The organism is Caulobacter sp. FV2ps19, from assembly GCF_058681035.1.
Map to the genome: position 1 here is coordinate 186,806 of NZ_CM178729.1, position 20,464 is coordinate 207,269.

The following is a 20,464-nucleotide window of genomic DNA, read 5'->3' on the forward strand; positions in this document are numbered from 1 at the left end:
ATTTCCTTGGTCACGCGTCGAAGGCTAGGATGGCTCTGCGCGGACTGGGTGACGGCGGCGTCCTTCCCCGGATAGCGGGGAGTGCGAGGATTGGATCGCCCAAAACGCCCAAAAAAATCCTGGCAGGCATCGGGTGGCGCGGTCACATCGCTAACGGCTATCCGGTCACCAGGAATGGTACCGCCTCAGCGCGCCTTTCCTCGGAGAAGCAGGCCAGAAACGCGTCACGCTGCGTCGCCCCCCGCTCTGCCTTGCGCTGGCTCTGGAGGAGGTCGAGCCCTTTCTCGAAATGCTTCGCGGCTTGCTCACCGCTGCTAGCCATATACCTGAGCAGCAGTTGGGGGACGCTGTCGGTTTCGCCCATGCCCTTTGGTACGGCAAAGATCTCAAGCCCACCGCCATCGAACGATACTGCTAGGCAGTCTCCGCCGGATAACAATTCAAGCGTGTGGATGCGTCGACCCGCGAAGTCCCACTGGGCCAAAATCACTCCCGCCGATACGCTGACTACCGAGACAACGGAACGCGCGTCAAAGAAAGCGACGCATTGGCCTGTGTCATTGCCGGCCAAGCCGGCCAAATCCTCGTCAACGCAGCGAATGATCACTCGCGACTCTTCTCGCTCAAAGTCATCATCGTCCACAACCTCTCGGTGGTGGCGAAACATTAAGGCGCGACCTTCGAGGTATATAAATCCGCCATCCGACGCCGGCACAGCATCCGAATCGTAGAAGAGCGTCCAGCCATTGCGCATGTTCAGGACTAGGTGCGACGTCTTTGGCACGACCTCCGGCCAGCGGACGATTGGGCCGGGGTCCTCGTAATGGGTGTAGCCAACGCGCAGGCACCCACCGTTTTGCGGCACGGATATGGAACAGATCTCTGTCACAACATCCCGTCGATTGTCCCCTACTTGAGCGTGCCAGATCGATCGGAAGCTCACTCCGTCAAAGCACTCGAGCTTGCCGCTCTTCGAACCGAGGACAATGCGAGCGCCGTCCGTGGACGCCGCCATAACGACCGCCTCGGAGCCTGGTACGCGGAATAGGGCCTCATCCCCTGCGGCCGGCCATATCGTTGCCTGCCCCTCCGTGATGGTGCCAATTCGCCCATCAGCCAGTAGTATGACTTCAGACGCACCGGCCAGCGGTGCCAAGCGATCGAGCAATTGAGCGGTGAGGTCGGCGAGCACCCGCATGCGCCACCAGTCTCCTGCTAGATCGACCAGTAGCTCGACCGCCCCCTCTGGAGCGCCCACTAAAGCAAACCGGCGAACGCCTTCAAGTATTAGACGCGTGCTGGCGTCGGATATCCTCCTAAATTGAAGGGAATTGTTACGAACGAAGAGCACGCCGTTGAAATTCGGCACGATCGCCCAGCCGTTTTTCGCGAGCGGCCCAGTATAACTAAACACGGGGACAATTCGCTCAACCTGGGTGACTCGCAAGTCGCCCGTGCTGTGAAGTAGGGCTACCAACCCGCCATCCAAGAATTCGAGTTCGGTCACGTCGGATCGCAGCCGCCTCTCGGTTCTGTGGTCATAAGGATGGTCGAGATCAATGATCGTAAGGCGCCGATCGGTTCCGAGGACGCAGATTTCATTCCCCCGCCCAGACAAACTGACGTGGAGCGCCGCCAGGCCGCGTAGAGGTGTAGGGGTGAGCAAGCGACCGTCTGTCAGCGACCAGATCGAAACAGACGACGACATTGTCCTGACCACGAGGAAGCGCGAGTCTAAAGAGATTAGGCCGTAGGACAGCTTATCCTCGCCCAGATCGATCTCGTAGGCGATCCGCCAAGAACCGGCATCACGCGTATAGACTTGGAGATGGCTGCGATCTGTCCAGACCAGCCAATAATTTCCACACTGAGAGATATGGCATCGATAGATATTATCGACTCGATGAGCGACGACAATCTGATCTTCAGACCATACACCAACGAAGCCGGCCTCATGATAGATAAAGCTGATTATAGTGCGATCATGGCTTGTCCGAACACGCCAGACACTATCCGTGTCTCCTCGGTATTTCTTAGGCTTTTCGGGCCAAAATTCGAGCCGAACTTCACCCGTCGCCGCATCTGCGACGCAAATTCTATCGTAGGTCGTACTGAGCAGGATCCGATCCCCGCTTGGCGAGAAGCACATCTCATTTGGGAGCTCCGCATGGTAATCGCGCTCCCCATCGCCCCAGGCGAACTCCATGTTCCTCAGAAGGATGTTGACGCTAGCCTCGTCGCCCCCTGCGCCCACAATGCGCACAACCCTGCCCCCTGAGAAATAAGCGAGACGGCGCTGAGCGATAGCGAAAGGAAACAACGCATGTCCGGCCGCCAAAGTCTTCACTTCGTTTGCGCCGAGGTCCCACTCTACAAGTGCGCGCTCGGCCTTAAACGAACCGTTCCGCAGATCGCCCTCTACGATGAGGCTCTTCGACCCCGGCAGTGTTCGCATGGTCCACACGTTAGAGAACATCGTGTTAGAAAGGCCGTAATCGGAAGCTATGCAGCTAGCCGCGAGGTACCCAACCTCAAGTGGACGCACATCGAGAGGCACACATGGCGCCTCCTTGCTTCTGTTCATCGCGCTTGCCGTTGATGTCAGGCTTTCGATCGCCCGCTCGAACTGACCGCTGCGGTAAGCTTGCTGCATATTCTCCACGCACAGGTCCGTTAACGTCTGCGCGACTCGTCCGTCTTCGGCCTCGCGGCTCTTTGCCAAGTATACGCTGATCGACGCCGGGACGTTGGGGACATGCTCGGGCCTAAGGCGCGCCCACGTTTCCCCCCGAATGAGTGCATCTCCCGTGAGGTAGCCATCCCGCAGGCGCCATGCCTTAGCCGGAGTGCTGAGACCGCTAGCTTGTTTCTCGACAAGGCTCCCCAGTTCGGCCTGGGTCTCAAACCAATGAGCGTCCACAATCATCGATTGGGCGATCTGGGCGATCGAGGCATCAAGCGTCGTCGGATCGGAGATTGAGACCACGTGTAACCGCCGGAACCGCCCCGGCAAATGTTCATGCGGCGTCTCGTCGAGGATTATTGGGAAGAGGCGTAGCCCCACCCTCTCAGCTTCGCCCCATTCCCATTGGCAAGTCTCAGAAATCAGGGAATTCAATGACACAAGGGGAATACAGTAGTGGCAGTACTGCATCAGCCGAAGGAGCCGAGTCTGCCAGACCGCGCCGGGCTCGCTGTTCGCAATGTCGAAGATCGGATCTACGCCGCGCAACCGAAGAGCGTCGCATATACGATCGAGACCGATAGAGTCGGCGCGACTGTACGACAGGAAGCAGCGCAATCGCTTAGTCGTCTTCTCGGCGTCTTCCACAGCGGGGATGCCTCATCGTGAAGGGCCTGCTCCAAGGTGTCGCGGCAAAGACGCATCGGCCGACCCGCCACGCGACGCTGCCATCACGCCACAACCGCACGCCTAAGGCGAAAGCCATCGATTAGCTATGCATTGGCGCTGCAACGCATCAAGCCCCAGCCTCCCTCGCGAATGCAATAGACGAGCACTTTAGCGAACTAAAACTTGCGCCGACCAGGCACGAGCCAGCGGACAGGTAGACGCGTCTAAGGCATGAAGCGCGCGGTGAGGTGCGTGTCGGTGAAACGGCGCAGTTCCTGATACGAGTTGCGCTCCATCTCGCGCAATGCGACGACGCGCTCGGTGCTTCCGCCAGCGTCAAACCGGCGGCCGGCGTCTTGTGCGCACGCGAGATACCAATCGTAGCGTTCCGCATCCACGCGGGCGCGGAGCCCCTCGTCGAGAGCCCGGCTAGCGGCAACACCGGCCCCAGCAATTGCCCCCGCTGCCAAAAGCCCCTTCACCCAAACGCCCTCCACGGAAAGCCCTACGAGGAGACTCGCGGCTGCGACGAATGCGAACAGGACCACGACAACGGACAGGGAGTCTCCGGTCGCCCGCAGCACACTCGTGCGTATCCGGGGCGATGCAAGCGTCTGTAGCAACTTCAACTCAGTGTAGCTTTGCTGGATACCGATGCGCCGTGCCCGCAGGTAGGCCACGAGCTTGTCGAAGTCCGGTGTGATATCCTGCGGATCGAGGGCGGGCATTTCACGCCATGCCGGGTCTAGCCAATGGCCCTCCTCGACTAGATCTTCGCGCATCGCGTGGATGCGGAACGGAGCTTGTCTCATGTCGTGCTCGAAGGCCGCGAGCCTTGCCGCACGATCCGCCCTCCAGTCGTCGAGACAGGTGCCGCCTTTCAAGGCCTTCGCTGCAGCCGGCAGACTGCACACTACGTGTTGAAAGTAGAGCTGACGCAGTCTCTCGGTCCAGAATCTATGCCCCAGCCAGGCGTTTTTCGCCTTGGGATCACCCCAGTGTAAAAGCCCGGTGCCACCCCCAGTGACGGTTAGAAGGGCGGCCGCCGCAGCAGCCACCTGTTCGGCGGGCAGCCCAAAAAACTTATAGTCCGCGACGAGCTGGCATAGCGCGGCAACACAGACGCCGGAAGTCGCGAGAAGAATCGCTGATACCCCGATCCGACGACTCTGAACTCGGTGCTGACTTGCCAGTTGGTTGTGCCGTTTGAACTGGAGGCGCAACTCTGGCCAATCTAGCACCTCGAGCAGGGGTTTATCTCGCTGCCGCAGATAATCACGAGCAGCGTCCTCGAAGAGCAGATCGTCGTTTGGCCACGACCGCAACGGGTCGTCGAATGGGCCAAGGGGATCCGTAGACAGCGACTGCGATCGCGCCAAATCCAAGCTCCTTCGTATTCGCGGCAGGCATGGTTGCCACTGCCAAGCTAGCCAGTACCTGAGGCCTTCAGACCGCTGAGAGGCCGCCATGCCACGTACGTTGGACGCTGAGTTAAATGTCCAATCATCCCTGACGCCAGCATCGCCTCAATGTACGCTAGAGCCCAAAATCCGATGCGGTCCTCAAGCGCATCGTTGTTCGCTTGCCTCCCAAAACTCAACCGCAAGACTTCAAGTGATTGCAATCGACCGGCGCTACCGGTTCTCGCGCAAGAGGAGTTTCAGGGGGTCACGTCAAGGGGTGGCTCTGAGATATAAATAACGATGCGATTAGGCTCTCGAACTCCAGACGCAGCAATACGGTCTTCAGTCACAACCTTTGACTTGATCATATCGGAACGAACACCATATTTTTCAAGTATTGACACAACAGAATTCAACCGCCTTTCCGCATCGAAATCCTTTACGCCGGCTCGATACGATGTTAGAATAACGTATCGAGAATCGAATCCCTTTACATAATTCGCCACACCACGAATAGAAATCTCCGACTCAGACTCAACATCAGTGCTGTTGACAGCAAAATATACAATAAGCTGATTGGAAAACGGCCGCGCGGGAAGTATAGCGTTACTTTCCGTTGAAACTAGAGACGCCTTTGATTCTTCTGCAAGGCCGTCCAGCGCATCCAAAGTCGAGGCTGAGAAGACACCGTCATCAGGTAAATCATGATTGCGCTGCCAGGCCTTTAGCGCCTCGACTGTCGCAGCGCCGGCTATGCCATCTAGCTCGCGGATATTGTAGCCAAGGGCCTTCAATCGCGCCTGACCGCGGCGGACCTCCTCCGAAGAGACAGGGGCCTGAGATTCCGATCGCGAGGTTTGTAGGTCGGTGCTCCCGCCGGCCGTTCCCCATGCAGGCGGAAATACGTCGTCAAACGCATTTGGAGCCAACCAAAGTTCAAAGTGGTTCTCGCGAAGCGCCCCTTTGGAGGCCAACCCGGAAGCATTCTCCAAGCGAGCTTCGAAAACCAAGTACCGATTGATCTGAGCAAGGATAGGCCCTGCGCGGGCGCACTCGACCTTACTGAAACACCTCAAGGCGCTACGCGATACAGGACGTAGCTCGATACCTGGCACCACCGCCGTAACGCCGCCGCCCAGGTCCGCCTTCTCCAGGTTCCGCTCCACGATAAGCGCCAAGCTGCGTTGAGACTCTTCAGAGATCTGAAAATAGACTCGCGGCCTAAGGCCTGGAAAAGCCGCATCTGAAGCAGGTGCGTCCTGCGCAGCTTCCGCCTGAATGGTGGGCTTGGGTGGAGCCGGTGGATCGGCTGCAGGCTTGGCTTGAGGCTGCTGGACAGGCGCAGGCGGGGTGGGATCTTCCTGTGTCAGGGTTTGCGGCTGAAGCCACATCAACGCCAGGCCCAAGCCAACCGCAATCCATGGTGGCCAGCTTCTCAGGTATGGGCCTAAGAAACGGCCCAACACCACACCAGGGCTAGAGGATTCTGGTGTGTCGAGCGCCTCGGCTTGCCGGCCCGAAAGCGCATCGATCAGGATCTGATCGTGAAGGTCGGAGTCGCGGTGCGTCTTCAACCAAGGAACCAGAAGATCTCGGTCGTCTGGCGGGGGAGCCGACGGATCAAGCACCGCCGCGCCGTCGGCGAGTAGGAAGGCTTCTACAACACGAACCGTTGCAGCCAGATCTTCGGCGGAGAGCTGCCTGGCAAGCTGTTGACGCAGGGGGCCGGGAAAATAGCCAAGGCGCAGCCACGGCAGCCGAACCAGGCGGATGAGGAGATCATCGTCCAGAACCGACGATGAGGACGTAGGCGTCTCATCCTCGCGACGTTGCAGACTGGCGATCAACCGCCTGAATAGGGAGAAATAGCGCGCGAAGACGAAGGGCCGCGGCCTAGTCGGGGTCCTACGGGTCGGCTCAAACGTTTTGTGGAGCCTTCGCCCGCTTGTCGCCGCTACAGCCGCCGTCTCCGCAGGCGCCTTAAGCCGCGCCCGCCCGGCTAGGCGAACAATGCGCCTTAGAGCCGTAAGGAAGCTCCCCACGCCAGACCGCCTTCTTGAACGCGCGATCTGTGCCGGCAAGGCCTGACCAAGCGCCAAGGTGAGCGCTGGCTCCAGACGCGGATAGATGGCCAGCGCTTGAAACAGTCGCACACCATTGCCGCCAAGCCAGCGCCGCAGATCGTTCATCAAGCCTTCAAAAGCGGCGTCGGAAAGCTCTTCGTCAAAGAGCTCCGTCTGACGCCGGGCCAAATGAAAAGGAAGGTCCAGGCCTTGTTGAGTAAGGTCGGGTTCGCCCGCCTTAGCCGCACCCTCGGTTAGGAGCCAGTCAGCGTAGGTGCGCAGACCCGCGCTGGTCGCAGGCAAGACCGCTACGCCGGCGCGCCGAAGGGTGCGCTCATCGTCATCCCAATCGGCTTTACTGCGGGGATTGAAGAACGCGACCTTGCCCGTATCCAGCAGTCTCTGAAGCCAAGGCGCAAGGCGCGCGCCGCGAGAGAACAAGGGCGCCGGTTCGGCGATGATCAACCAACGCGTCTCAGGTTGAGCTGAGACCAGATCATCCAGCCGCACCTCCCCGCCCCAAAGGTTGTCAAGATCGCGCAGACGCGTGGGGTCTCGCCGAAAGCCAAAGCGCGAAAGGGCGACAAACTGGTTGCGAAAGCGCCTGTCAAAGACTTCGGCGACCAAAGGCAAATGATCGCGGGGCGATTGGCGCTCGACCAGTGCAATATAGCTTGGTGCCTGGGCTCTCCCGCCAAAACGGGGCGTGGGAAACCCACCATTGCGCAAGGTGGCGCGCAAGGTGCGGTGGACATGCAGGCGCTGCCCAGCAGCGGCGGCGTATCGGCCAAGGTCGAGCACCGCGCTGTGGGTTGCTAGGTCTGCAAAATGACCATCCAGCGCGGTGGGTAAAACCGCGTCGCGGGCTTCATCAGGCCGAGGGCGAAAACGCCAAGAGCGTCCGGCAAAGAGACCAAGGCTGGCGGCGAGCATGGCCAGGAGCGGAGTAAGCCCAATCAGCGCCCATGGCGTCAGCCGCGAATGAAACCACCAGCCGTTCGGCACTTCGTGCGTCTGTGGCGCCGTGGGCGGAACAGCCGGCTCGACGATCGACTGAATATAGTTGGTAATCGGGGCCGGCGGCGCGCCTCTCGGCCAGACGATGAACGCAACTAAGGCGATGAGTGTAAGCGCCAACCCTCCAAGAAAGGCCCGGCCTCTTGGCGTTCGCCACCAAGGCTTCGGGGGTGCCGTTGGCGCGACCGAAACCAGCGGCGACTCTTCCGGAGTCTCATCCTGGCCAGCTGGCGCTGCCGTTTCCTCATAGAGGCGCGACTCGAGATGGGCGAACCCGGCGAGAAACTGAGCCTGTTCTTCGGGACTGCCACAGATCAGCGGGGATAGATAACGCGCGTAGGCGCGTGTGGAAGGCTCAACGCCCTCTTCGTAAAGGCGCTCGCGCACCTGCGCCAAACGCAACTGTTGGCCTACAGATAGCTGCAGACGAGCAACGAACCCGTTGACGAACTCATCAACCCGGTTTTGCGCCGCCTCTTTGCTGACGGCGAGCCCGACCTGTCCCGGGAAAATTTGAATTAAGCGCCTCAAGCGGGTGCCTTCCTAGGCGCAACGCCAGCCCAAGCCAGAAGCGCCTTGTGGCCGTTCTTCTGATCGTCGTCGTACTTCAGAAGGGCGCGCAATGATTGCAGAACTCGAGCTTCGTTCCTGGCGTCCTTCAACCACGCCTTCAAAGAACCCTTCGCCCCGAGCGTATGGGCGGCGACGGCCCAGGCTAAAATTTCGGATGTGCCTGGATTGCGGCGTAAGGGCTGGCGTGGGCTACGCAGCGTGTCGATCGCGTCCTGCATCTCCCTGGCCACTGGGGCGATCTCAATATCTTTGCCCGATGCAACCGCCGCCCGCCCTTCCTCTGTCTGCCCAAACAGCGCCCAGTTGATGACCCTGGCCAGCGTTGGACCATCCAGCGGCGGGACATGAAGAAAGAGGCAGCGGCGCGTGAAGGGCTCAGGTAGCGGCTTTTCGGCATTGCTGGTGATGATGACCACGGGACGCACTTCAGATGCGCCCTTGCCAATGCGTTGCTCATCGGTCGGCGGGTCAACCTTCACCCGCAAGCGCAGCTCCGGGATCTTGAAGCTCATAGACTCGACTTCGGCCAGAAGGTCGTTGGGCGTATCGCGCGGCGCCTTGTCGAGCTCGTCAATCAGGACGATCCGCGATTGCGGCTCGGACGCAACCTTGTCGGTAAACCGCATCAGCTCAGCGACAGTGAGGGCGTTGCCAGCGTCGATCCACGCTTTGCCAAAAAGGTCGTTGTATCGCTCTGGATAGCGACGCAGCTCCGCATTGTTGAGCTCGACACCTTCGACCATGGTCTTGAGAACGGTGTCACCGCCGAGCGCGCGCAGGATGGCCTGGCCCAGAGCGTTGAAGCGAATGTACTCGATCAAGGGCTTGGGCTTGTTAGCCGCCGCATCGCGATAACGGCCGAGCTCGTCAAAGCTATACAAGAGGTCCTGGCCAACGCTCGTAGACTTGACGTCAAAGCGCAGCACGTCGCCGGCGCCAAGTTCCTTTGCGAGCCAAAAGGCCGCCTGAGTCTTACCCGCGCCGGGCCCCCCGGTGAGGAGAAGAGGCTGCCCCAGCGCCATTGCTAGCTCGAGAGCTTCCTTCAATCCGGGCGCGGGCTCGTAATACCGATCGCCGTCGTGGGCCCATCCCAACTTGGGCATGAACTGCAGCGTCTTGTCCTCGGCGACGAGGACCGGGAAAAAGTTGGTCTTCAAGCGAGTGAGTCCAGCCATAGCCTGATGTCCCTTAGTCTGATGGGGGCCGTTGGGTTGTTTGAGGCTGCGTGGCGCTCAGCCTTTTGCGCCAGGCGCCCTATGTCGTCGGCGCTAAGCTCGGTTGATGAGGCGACCCGCCGTAACCAATCCTCGATCTTCTCGCGATCCAGAGGTTCGAGAAGGAAATCGTAGACCGTATCGGCGGGCGACTTTCGGTCTCTGGCCGCCTTGGCCAGCACGGTGATCGCTTGCTGAAAGCTCTCGGGATCGGGTGCCATGGAGCCGGCCGGCGGCAAGATACAGATCACATGAACAAGAGCCTTGGGCGGCGAGAGGTCACCCACCAAAGGTTCTGAACCAATCTTGGCCAGGTGTTTGGCCCACTCGCGCAGGAGCTCGCCGTCTTCCTTGTTAACAATCTTCCCTGTCAGTTCTATTTTCGAATAGACACAGAAAGGCTCCTCTGCCAGCGCAGCTTGAATTGTGTTGAAACCACGCCCGTCGCCGCCGGCGAGCAGCTTTTGGCTCAACTGCGCCTTGAGGAAGTCGAGTCTTTGGTTCTGGCGCAGGCTACGGGAAGGCCAAGTCAACTCGGCCTTTGTCGCGCTCAGCGGCAGACATATGCCTTGCGGCGCAGCGGTTTCATCTACCCCGCCCGCCTGGAAAGACATCTGCAGACGGTAGTGGAGGTAGAGGGCCAAGTCTTCGTCGCGCCCCCCACAGAGCGCGATGCGCGGCGCGGGATTATAGGACGCAAGACTCAGGACCGGATCGTGGACGTTCGAGTGATCAAGGGCATAGAGCCGCGGGCTCAGCCGACCGCCCCAGCCCGCCTCACTTTCCTGGGCTTCGATCCTCGCCAGCGAGTGATCGCGCGACAAGGCTCTTGATGAACTCGCAACATGCGAAGCGCGCTTCACCGCGTCTTCGACGAAGTCCAGCTTGAGAAGCTCCTCACTCGCATGGAAGAGGCCGCGACCGCGCCCCTGGAGGCTGGTGACCATGCCAAGGACTTCCGGCCCTTCACTCCCAAAGATAGCCGCGCCGGAGCATCCCGCTTCAGGGATATTGTCCACGACGCTCGCCAGGAAGGTGCAGCGACCAGGCACCTTTCTAGTGCTGGCGCCCTCGAATGGCGTGCCTTCCCGCGCCACCGACGTGATCCCAAAACCGTCTAGCAGCTCGTGAGGTATGAACTTGCGGGCCTTGAGCACGCCATACTCGAGACCCTCTGGGAGATCGGCGTCGATCAGCAGAAGCGCGACGTCGTCAGGCAATGCCCGGTTGGCCAGGGTCTGCTTTTTTGCAGACCAGCCAACGACACGAGCAGGGTAGGCGATCCGCTCTTCGCCAACGAAGGGAAAACTCACCATGACGGTGACATTGTCGGCTGGCCAGACGTTGGACGCGGCGAACGCATCGCGGAGTGGCTTGAGATCCTTTCCAGGATAGAGCGCGCTCGCCACCACATGGGCGCAGGTCAGCACGTGACGGGGTCCGATGAGCGTGCCTGAGCCCTCCCGTCGCTCCACCTCGTCTATTGCGTCTTTGCCTGTGAGAACACAGACGTGGAAAGTCGCCCCGTCACTCAAGATGCGCCGCTCCGCCTAAGGCGCCGCACGCGCATAGGGATGGCCAAACACGGTGTAGGCTAGCCAGGTGAAATCCTTGGGCTCGACGTCCGCCGCAGCCTGCCGAGCATCGCGGACCGCCTCAGTGACGGTCAGGCCCGCCAGGAGCTGGGTGTAGAAGGTCTTGGCGAAGACCGATGCGGTGGTGTCGGAGATCGACCACAGCGCTGCGACCAAGAGGCCAGCCCCGCGCTCTACCAAGACATTGGCAAGGCCGGTGGAGCCTCCCAGGGACTGCCCGTCGCTGCCGGCCTGGCAAGCGTTGAGAAAGACGATAGGGCGCCTGCCGCCCAGCGCGAGGCGAGCGATGCGCAGGTCGCTGATCCCCAACGGCTCGCGAATAATCCTAGACCCGTTTTTCTCCCCTTCCAGGAGCAATGCGGAATTCCAAATCGTCGCGCCAACGGCTTCGCCGTGACCGGCGAAATGGAAGACATCGAAGTCAAAGCCATCGCTTGCCTCGCCTCGCAACAACGCCATGACTGGCTTGAAGTGCGGTGTAACGGCGGTGGCACCCAGAGTTTCCTCCAGCATCCGCGCTTCGCCCTGGAGGCTGGCCAGTTTCAGGCCGTTATCAGTGTAGTTGGGAATGCAGTAACGGGCCTTACCTTGTCGCAAGCGCAACGTGGCCGGCGCGATACCGATGTTGCTCATCCAGCGCGTCAGACCCAGCTCGGCGAGGAACTTGCCGCCAGCGGCGCGGCTGGGGCCATCGCTGCTGTCAAATGGCGACTGATCACCGCCGTCGGTCTCCGGCTCGCACAGAAAACAGACCTCCCAAGGAATGGTCGGCGCATAGGAAAAGACCTGGATCGATCCGATTTTTTCGCGGTGCTTCCAAAGGATGCGCTGCACGCTCCTGGGGAAAAGCTGCCGGTAGAGCTCGGCGCCACGATTGACAATTTGATCCGTGGCGGTGCCGAAATCCTGCCCTGTAACGCGCCAGGTATTGGCAAGTTTTGTGTAGAGATTGGAGACATACTCGTCGCGCTTGGCTTTCAGCTCGATGGTGTCTTCGATGTCGATGTCCAGCTCGACGCTGCGAACCAGAAAGCGCAGTCGCCACCCCGCATCGACCTGCTCCTCCCAAACGCGCAGGTCGATCATGGGCAGAAATTTCGATGTCGACGACACCGCGGCGGACGCCATGACGGAGGCGGCCTCAGCAAACTGAGGCTGGAGCACGAGGCGTTGTAGGACGTCGGCACCCTGAGCAATCTCAACCCAAAGCTCGCCCACCCCCGCCTCGAGGCCCTTCACCAAGAACGTCTGTTCTATGGGCTCACCGATGCTAGGCACATCGACGATCACTTCGGTTGTCTCCCCAAGCATGCAGTTGGCGCGCGCCCGGAGCGTCAAGCGTAACCGTTGATGGGGATCGGCCTTAACCTCGGCGCGGGCTTCAGCCTGCCCGACGATAACGGCGATCTCTTCTCGCGACAAAGTGACGGTTAGCGGCGTCCAGACCCCCGCCGCGGCCCATTGTGGCATCGACGCTACGGCATTGAAGGCGACCTTGGGCTTTTCCTGATCTTGGCTGCTGGGCGGCTCCGCGGCTCTCGTCGGCGCCTTATCTCCGTCGCTGATCGAGACGTCACGACGCGGCAACCGTTCGCCCTCGCCCTCGCCGTCGCCGTCGATGCTAAGATCTAGACGACTCTTGAACCGGCTTTCTTCCTCGCGTCCGGGCGCGATCTCCAAAGCCACATCGAGGTCGCGCACGTCGCGAGTGGAGCGCGTCTCTTCGCTCCCACCGATCAGCCATGCGTGTAGCTGCTGCGCGGTCTTCTCCAGGCTGAAATAGATGGTGTGGTAACAGTCTCCACCCTTGGGGAAGGCGTTCACCTCCTTAACCCAGGGCTTGTGAACGCCCACGTTGTCCATCGACTTGGTGTCGACCACGAGGTCGTTGTCGTCCCTCCAAAGATCGTCTGTGAACTTGTCCAGCAGAGCGCGGCTGAGCGCCGGGCCGATGCCCCGGCTAAAATCTAGGCCCGGCTCAAAGTTGGAGCTGATCGCATAGTAGGCCCGGGCAGTGGGGGCGGGCTGGGCTGCGTTCAGTTTCTTGACCGTGTCACCATCCGGATCCATCGAGGCAAGACCGGGGACGCGGCTGTCGATTACGGCGCGACGCGGCAGGATCTTTACGAACTCGCCGATGCTCTTGATGCCCAGCTCGATTAACGGGTTGAGCGCGCCGCCGCCGACCAAGGTCGTTGTGAACTTGGCGCCAGCCATGAGGGCGTTGGTGTAGATGTCTGCCAAGGCGGCCCAATTTTGGGGTGACGCCAAGTGAGTGCCAGCATTGGTGCAGCCGACAAAGACGGCGCTCCCCCATCGAAGGTCGGGCGCGACCTTCTCAGCGAGCGTCCGATAGACAAGCCCGCCGCGGCTATAGGCGATCGCATCGATCACGATATCGCCCGGCAGAGCCTTCAACTCTTGCGCTATTTGCTCGGCGTTTATCTCGACCGTGTCGGCCAGGGTTTTGTGGTCAAAGCCGATGACGGCGTCGTAGTGAGCCTTTGCCGCTTCTAGGAAGTCTCGCCCGCGCGGATGCGCAGTGAGCTGCCCAAAGCTGCCTTTCGTGTCAGAGAAAGTGCCGTGCACCAACAGCAGGATACGCCTGCGCGCGCCATTGTTGGCCAGGTCCGCAAGGGTTGCGACATTCTTGCCTTTGACTTCCCAATCCTTGGGATCCAGGCCGCCAACGATCACCAGACCGATCTTGCTTCCGCCCTCGATCTTTTTGATCAGCGCATCAATTGCCATGTCTGCGGCAAAGGTCAGAACGATCGCGCGCACAGGTTTGGTGAGTTTGTCGACTAGCCAGCTGCCGACGGCGCCAAGACCAGGCAGACCTCTAACGGGACGGCTCTCTTCGGCGGAATCGAGAATGAAGGTAAGTTCCCGACTGCCGCGGCGCTGAGGCCCCTCGTCTCCCGTCGTCGCGTTACCGGAGTAGACCCACGCATAGACGCCGTCTTCGCCTTGCATCAGGACGACAGCGTCCTCGCCCTCTTTGACGGTGACGCGCAGGCGAATTCTTTGGCCGATATCGCGCCGGAAGCGTTGTTCAGGCGGAGCCGACAAGCGGATGTCAGCGACGACCGTGGCGTCCGACTCCATCAAGCCTTTGAGCAGGACATCTTCGTCGGCGGGTACGCCATCACCGGGGCCGATTGCTCTCGTGCGCGCGACCAAAGCCTGATCAACGCCGGGCGCCGGATGGATTCTAACCTCGACATCATCGGGCGCCTCGACCGTCACCGGCCCAGCGTCGTCCTCACCGGTAGGCCCTCCGCGAACGGCGCGCATCTTCCCCTCCAACCTCAATAGCACACCAAGCAGCTCGGCGCGGCCGAACTGGATCAGCTCGAGCCGATCTCGCAAGCGAGCTGGCGTCGCTCGACGGCCAGGCTCAGCAGCTCAACACCGCCAGTCCCTCCGTCGCTATGCTTTAAATTGACGCCCGAAGAGCAGATCGAACACGATCCGCCCGCCACCCACGAGAGAGTTGAGAGGCTATACTAAGTTGGATTGCAATCAACATACCAATGTTCTCTTAGGGTGAGCAACGCCTCGAATTCGGTGCCGTCGCGGACCGGATGCAGCGAAGGCGAAGACAAGCCACGCAGAGAGCAAATAGCCCCACGGCGAGTTTGGAAGCGGTAAAGCTTGGGCGCCTATGGCCCTTTCAAAAGGAGGCCAAGCGTCAGGATCGCTGACCTCCGAAATTATGAGCGGATACGACCGGCGCTCTAGCCTATGAAGGAGCATTTCCCGCCCCCGTTGGGTGTCGGCGCGCCACGCCCTGTGCCGGCGCGCGACCCCAATAGCGGCGCTTTTGAGACAGCCGTCTGCGAACTGATCCGACAGCGATCCGTCGCAGGGCGTCCTGAGAGCGAACGCCCTCGTGTTTCTCTGACGCGCCGGTCGGCCGACCAGGGGCGATCTTCTACTATTCGCGCGATCGCCGCGGCGCCCAGAGGCAACGCCTCCTACTGCTTCTTTGCCGATCTTTCATCCGGAATAAGTCACGGCGAACGTTGCGGTTTCGCTTCGCCAAGCCGCGTTTTTTGCCGATGTTTCCGCCGATCTCGGTTAGAGGGTCGTGCCGGATTCGTTAGTGCTTTGCCGCTCAGCCTTTTCCGGAGACTTGCTCATTTTTTGAGGTTTGCGGATCGATTTGTGGGATAAAACCCTACCTTCATAACTTACCGCTTTGAAAATATGAAGGTTTGACAGGAATTGAGTATCCACCCTCTCCGCCACTACCCTTGATTTCCCAAGCCGCTGGGCGCGCCCCACAGCCGGTCGTTTCGCGGCTGCGATGGCGGGCGGTCGGTCGTCGCCCTGTCGCTCCCCCTTCCAATGAAAAAGGGCGCCGGCTTTCGCCGACGCCCTCGTTCTCCAGCCGAAGCCTGAGTCCTAGAACTTGTATTTCACGCCCAGATAGTACTGACGACCATAGTGCACGTACTCTTCCGAGATCATGCGGGTCGAGTCGTCCAGCTTGCTGTCTTCCTGGTCGGTCAGGTTGATGCCTTCCAGGGTGATCGTAAAGTTCTTGAAGTTGTAGCTGACCTGCGTGTCGATGTTCAGGGTCTTGTCCTTGATCCGCACATCGTTGTTGTTGGTCGCGGACGGGGCCACCTGGATCAGGTAAGGATCACGATACGACGCAGAGACCCGCCCCTTGAACGGACCGTTTTCGTAGTAAAGCGTGGCGTTGTAGGCCTCGGGCGAGAGGTTCACCAAGGGCTGGGTCAGCATCACGGCCGGAGCCGTCTGCACCCGCGGCGTGCCCGAGAAGGTCGCGTTCTTGATCACGTACTGAATGTCGCTCTCAACGTGCGTGTAGTTGACGATGCCGCCGAAGCTGTCGAACGGCGCCGGCAGGAACGTGAACGGACGCTGCAACGAGATCTCATAGCCCTTGAGCTTGCCGCCGGGCGTGTTGACCTGGGTCGTCACGGTGAACAGCGTATCGGGCGTATTGCCGTTCGACAGCAGGGTGTCGGGCAGTTCGGTCTCCGACCACGGCATGGCGACCGCCGAGGTCTGGATGTAGGACTTGATGTCCTTCTCGAAGAAGCCGACCGAGAACAGGGTTTCCTTGTCCGGATACCATTCGAAGCTGAGATCCAGATTGTTGGCCAGCATCGGGTTCAGGTTGGGATTGCCGCGGGTCAGGGTCTGGTTCGACTGGCTGATCGAGGTGTAGCCCGGGCTCAGGTTCGGCAGTTGCGGGCGGGTCATGACCTTGGCCGCCGCGAACCGGACGAAGACGTTCTCATAGGGCTGGGCCGAAACATTCAGCGACGGCAGGGTGTTGGTGTATTTGCGCGACACCGTTTGCGACGCGTCGATCGGCAGGCGCTCGGTATAGGTTCCGCCCAGGGTCGTCACGGTCTGGGTCGAATTGCCCGTGCTGTAGTGGCCGGTCGCCTCCTGATCGGTCTCGACATAGCGGACACCGATATTGCCGCGCACCGGGATGTTGAAGACGTCACGGTCGAAGTCCGCCTGGACGTAATAGGCCGTGTCCTTCTCGGTGATGCTGCGCATCGCGCCCAGCTGGTTCCGGGTGCTCAGGCGGAAATCGCCATTGGCGTTGACGCAGTTGCAGTCATAGCCGAGGGCGCTCTTGAGCTTGTCCAGATCCGGCGCCAACCACGAGGTCGGCGTGCCGGCCGGCAGGTCGAGACCGCGACCAAAGCCCGTGATCAAGCGCGAAACATCAGCGATGCCGACGCCGGCAGGCAGACCAAAGGCGGCTTCCGACGTGAAGGTCGTCGCGCTGTTGCCCGTCAGGACGCGCGCATTGAGACGCTGTTCCCACGAACTGAAGCCATATTCCTTATAGTCACCGCCCGCGCGCAGCTTCAGGCCGTCCATGGCCTCATAGTCGATGTCAGCGCGGAAGGTCTTGAAGGTGTTGACGGCCTTGGACGGACGCATGCGCAACAGTGAGGCATCGCCCTTGTCGGTCGTCGGACGATATTCGTAGCTGGCCGGGTCGGTGGGGTCGAAGCCGTAGTTGAAGCCCGGCAGCTTGTCGTTCGAATAGTCGTAGCTGTAGCCGTCGGTGTTATAGCGATCGAACGAGAAGGTGGTCTGGACCGGATTGTTCTGGATCGACCGCGACTGGCCGTAGGTCGCCAGGAAGTGGCCGCGATCACCCAGACGGGTGTCGTAGGTCAGGGCGAACTGGTTGAACTCGGTCTCCAGTTCATCGTGGCGATATTCAACCCGGGCGTCGACATCATCGAACGTGCCCTTGATCATGGTGCCCTTGCCGTCCCCCTCGAAACTGACGACGTCGGTCTGGGGCAGGCCCTGGCCGCTGCGGCTGAACGAGATGATTTCCAGATAGGTCTCGTCGCGGTTGTTGGTGAACTTGGCCAACAGGGCGTCAAGGGTCAGGGTCGAGTTGGCGGTCGGGCGCCATTGCAGCGAACCGGTCACGCCCAGACGCTTTTGGTCATAGTCCAGACGGCCATAGCGCGGAATGCGCGGGTGCCAGAGGTTGTTGGCGGTGCCAGCGGCGGCCGTGACGGTCGGCGAGGTGCCCCCCGTAACCGTGCCGATCTGCGTGCAGCTGAGCTTCGGGCCACTGACCGGATTGTAGGCCGATCCGGTGCACGGGAACGACGTCGCCGAGTTGGAAGCTACGCTGGGGTTTTCCCAACGACCAGTCGAGGAGCCTTCCTCGCGCTGGCTGCGGGTCGCGTAGGCGACCGACAGCAGGGCGCCGATCTCGCCAATCCCCGTGTCCCAGCGGTTGCTGACCTGGAAGGTGTAGCGTGGGTCGCTCTTGCGCGAGAGGTCGTTCCAGCCCGCCTTGGCGCCCATGCTCATGGCGAAACCGCTGTAGTCGAACGGGCGCGAGGCCTGCAGATCGATGATCGCGCCCAACGAGCCTTCCTCGTTCATGGCCGAGGTCGACTTGCGCACGGTCACGCTGTTGAACAGTTCCGAAGCGAAGATGCTGAAGTCGAACTGGCGGCCGCGGTTGGCGCCGCCCGAACCGTCCTTGCCGCCCGTGGTGGCCAGGGCTTCCAGGCCGTTCAGACGCACGACGGTGAAGTCTGGACCCAGACCGCGAACCGTGATGGTGCGCCCCTCGCCGCCGTCGCGGTCGATCGAGACGCCGGGAATGCGTTGTAGCGATTCCGCCAGGTTCAGGTCCGGAAAGTCGGCGATGTCGGTCGCTTTAATGACGTCGACCAGGTCGTTCTCGCGGCGCTTGAGATCCAGCGCATTGGCGAGACTGGCGCGGAAGCCGGTGACGACAACCTCCTCGACCGCCACGTCGTCGACTTGGGGCGGTGCGGTTTGCGCGGATGCGCCTCCAGCCATGGCGATGGCCAGCGCCAGCGCGCCCGTAGAGACACCGAACTTCAGGACGTCGAGACGCCCCCCAGAAATCTTAGACATGTATCCTCCTCCCGTTCGACGGACTGAAACGACTGTTGAGTCGTCTGGCCAAAAATGGCTCGCGTTTCTTCCCAAGCGGCCTTTTGCGGCCATCTGTTACTTTTGACACCGGTGTCAGGTATGGGCGGACGTATAGTTGCGCCACCTGACACCGGTGGCACAATCGCTAACAAACCGGATTGAGCGCCACAAGACGAGATTTCAAAATTTGCCTAAGAAGTCAGGCCCGTGACTTTTGCGACACATTGTGTCGAAGCTCTTGCAGATGGTACTGCCAAGAGAACAGGTTACAAATCAGGCAGATCGGGCGATCTTTGGCTGACGTCACTTGTATTTAAACCCGGCGACCTACGGGTCAGGCCTCGCCCACCTTGCGGTGACTGACCTTGTAGAGACCTTCCAGCATGGCCTGGCGGTCTGCTTCCGGAAGACTGGCCCCTGCTGTGCGCAACAGGCGCAGGGCGTGAAGGTGGACGTCGATCGCGTCCCAACGCCAAACGCCGCCCTCCGCGCAACTGTCGGCGGTGGCGGCCAACGAGATGGCCGCCTGGTCCACGCCGGAATCGGCGACGAAGATGCCGACATCGATGATTTTCAACGTCAGCGCATAGAGCACCTCAAAGCTCTCCGACTCACGATCGGCGCCTGGCCCGAACCGACGCTCGATCTCGGCAAGCGCCTCGTCCAGCCCGGCCAGCGAGGCCTCACGCAGGCCCTCGACGCCGAGCTCGGCGGCCGCGATCGCGTCCTTGGCCATCAGGCCCCCGCGTTCCTTGATCATCCTTGCCAGACGATTTGGCGGCCGGAATTTGCGAACAGTGGTCATAGCTGAACCTTCGCGACCTTCATCAGGCCGTTGATCTCGTCCTGAGACATATTCTCTTCCTGAGCCGCGCCAACTTCTGCTGGCAGATCATCTCTTCGACGCCCATCCATTCCGATGGGCGGCCCTTCGTGCTTGAAGCGACGATCGGGGCCAACATAGGTTTCGCATTCGATGAACGCGCGCTCCTCGCGCGCCACCCAGAAAATCCGCTCCAGCAGCACTTTGGGCGTGATTGGCTTAGCGACCGTGAAATTGGCGCCGGCGTCACGCGTTCGGAAGATGTCCGACGAGCGCGTATGCCCCGTGACCAGGATCACTGGAACATAGCGATTGGCCTCCGGCGCCTCGCGTCTCAGCCAGTTGATGAACTCGATGCCATCGATTTCCGGCATCTGTACATCGCTGATGATCAGGTCGAACGTCTTGGCCTTCACCTGCGTCTGCGCGTCCGCGACCGTCTCGGCTCGGAACAGCTGCTTGACGCCAAACCCCGCAACCACCTGAGAGAGAATATCAAGCGAGGCCCCGTTGTCATCGAGAACCAGCACCGTGGCCTTCTCGAGATTGATCCGGGACGATGGCTGGAGGGCGTCGTTCATTGACGACGACTAAAAGAAGTCTAGTTCGCCGGCCTCGACGTCCCAGGCTGTGTGATCTTCGGCGGCGCGCAGGCGCATCACCAAGTCCGCCAAGCCAAGACCTTCAAGGAGGGGCTCGATAGACATGCTCCATTCGCCGGAAGCATGCTGACCAATACGTTGCAAAACATCGGATAGGCCGTGCAGACGCTGAGTGAGCTCATCCAGCGCCTGGAGGCGGGAGAGGCTTTCCAAAGCCGCTCCGCCCTGCGCCAGATCGCCGGCGATATGTTCGCAGTCCCGGCAAACCGCAGCGGCCGACATCAACTCGGCCGCGAGACGGCGCGAGAGTTCGCCGAGCGGAAGCAAGGGCTCCGGCGTGGCGAGCAATGATGTCGGCTGCGGAAAGACGGTCATGTGA

At 60.8% G+C, this 20,464-nt stretch carries 10 protein-coding genes; all 10 read right to left on the minus strand.

Annotation, left to right across the window (positions count from 1 at the left end):
- Window positions 1–157 precede the first annotated feature (157 nt).
- Window positions 158–3,331 (minus strand): toll/interleukin-1 receptor domain-containing protein, encoded by a 3,174-nt coding sequence (locus ACW18B_RS00855; protein WP_492048970.1) that lies wholly within the window; start codon window positions 3,329–3,331, stop codon window positions 158–160.
- 245 nt (window positions 3,332–3,576) lie between these two features.
- Complete coding sequence (locus tag ACW18B_RS00860; protein ID WP_492048971.1) at window positions 3,577–4,731, minus strand: hypothetical protein; 1,155 nt, start codon at window positions 4,729–4,731, stop codon at window positions 3,577–3,579.
- 281 nt (window positions 4,732–5,012) lie between these two features.
- Window positions 5,013–8,366 carry a peptidoglycan-binding protein gene (locus tag ACW18B_RS00865; protein ID WP_492048972.1) on the minus strand — a complete coding sequence of 1,118 codons (3,354 nt, stop codon included), beginning with the start codon at window positions 8,364–8,366 and terminating at the stop codon, window positions 5,013–5,015.
- Window positions 8,363–9,565: an AAA family ATPase gene (locus tag ACW18B_RS00870; RefSeq protein ID WP_492048973.1), complete on the minus strand. Its 1,203-nt coding sequence runs from the start codon at window positions 9,563–9,565 to the stop codon at window positions 8,363–8,365. The genes ACW18B_RS00865 and ACW18B_RS00870 overlap by 4 nt, the downstream gene beginning before the upstream one ends.
- Window positions 9,562–11,052 carry a hypothetical protein gene (locus ACW18B_RS00875; protein WP_492048974.1) on the minus strand — a complete coding sequence of 497 codons (1,491 nt, stop codon included), beginning with the start codon at window positions 11,050–11,052 and terminating at the stop codon, window positions 9,562–9,564. The genes ACW18B_RS00870 and ACW18B_RS00875 overlap by 4 nt, the downstream gene beginning before the upstream one ends.
- 120 nt (window positions 11,053–11,172) lie before the next feature.
- Window positions 11,173–14,514 carry a CHAT domain-containing protein gene (locus ACW18B_RS00880; protein WP_492048975.1) on the minus strand — a complete coding sequence of 1,114 codons (3,342 nt, stop codon included), beginning with the start codon at window positions 14,512–14,514 and terminating at the stop codon, window positions 11,173–11,175.
- 1,113 nt (window positions 14,515–15,627) lie between these two features.
- Complete coding sequence (locus ACW18B_RS00885) at window positions 15,628–18,639, minus strand: TonB-dependent receptor (RefSeq protein WP_492048976.1); 3,012 nt, start codon at window positions 18,637–18,639, stop codon at window positions 15,628–15,630.
- Window positions 18,640–18,994: 355 nt separating this feature from the next.
- Window positions 18,995–19,396: a chemotaxis protein CheE gene (locus ACW18B_RS00890; protein WP_492048977.1), complete on the minus strand. Its 402-nt coding sequence runs from the start codon at window positions 19,394–19,396 to the stop codon at window positions 18,995–18,997.
- A 65-nt stretch (window positions 19,397–19,461) separates the two neighbouring features.
- On the minus strand, window positions 19,462–20,064 hold the full coding sequence (locus tag ACW18B_RS00895) for a response regulator (RefSeq protein ID WP_492048978.1): 603 nt from the start codon (window positions 20,062–20,064) through the stop codon (window positions 19,462–19,464).
- A 9-nt stretch (window positions 20,065–20,073) separates the two neighbouring features.
- A complete protein-coding gene (locus tag ACW18B_RS00900; protein ID WP_492048979.1) occupies window positions 20,074–20,460 on the minus strand; it encodes a DUF8776 family protein in 387 nt (128 codons plus the stop codon).
- Window positions 20,461–20,464 lie beyond the last annotated feature (4 nt).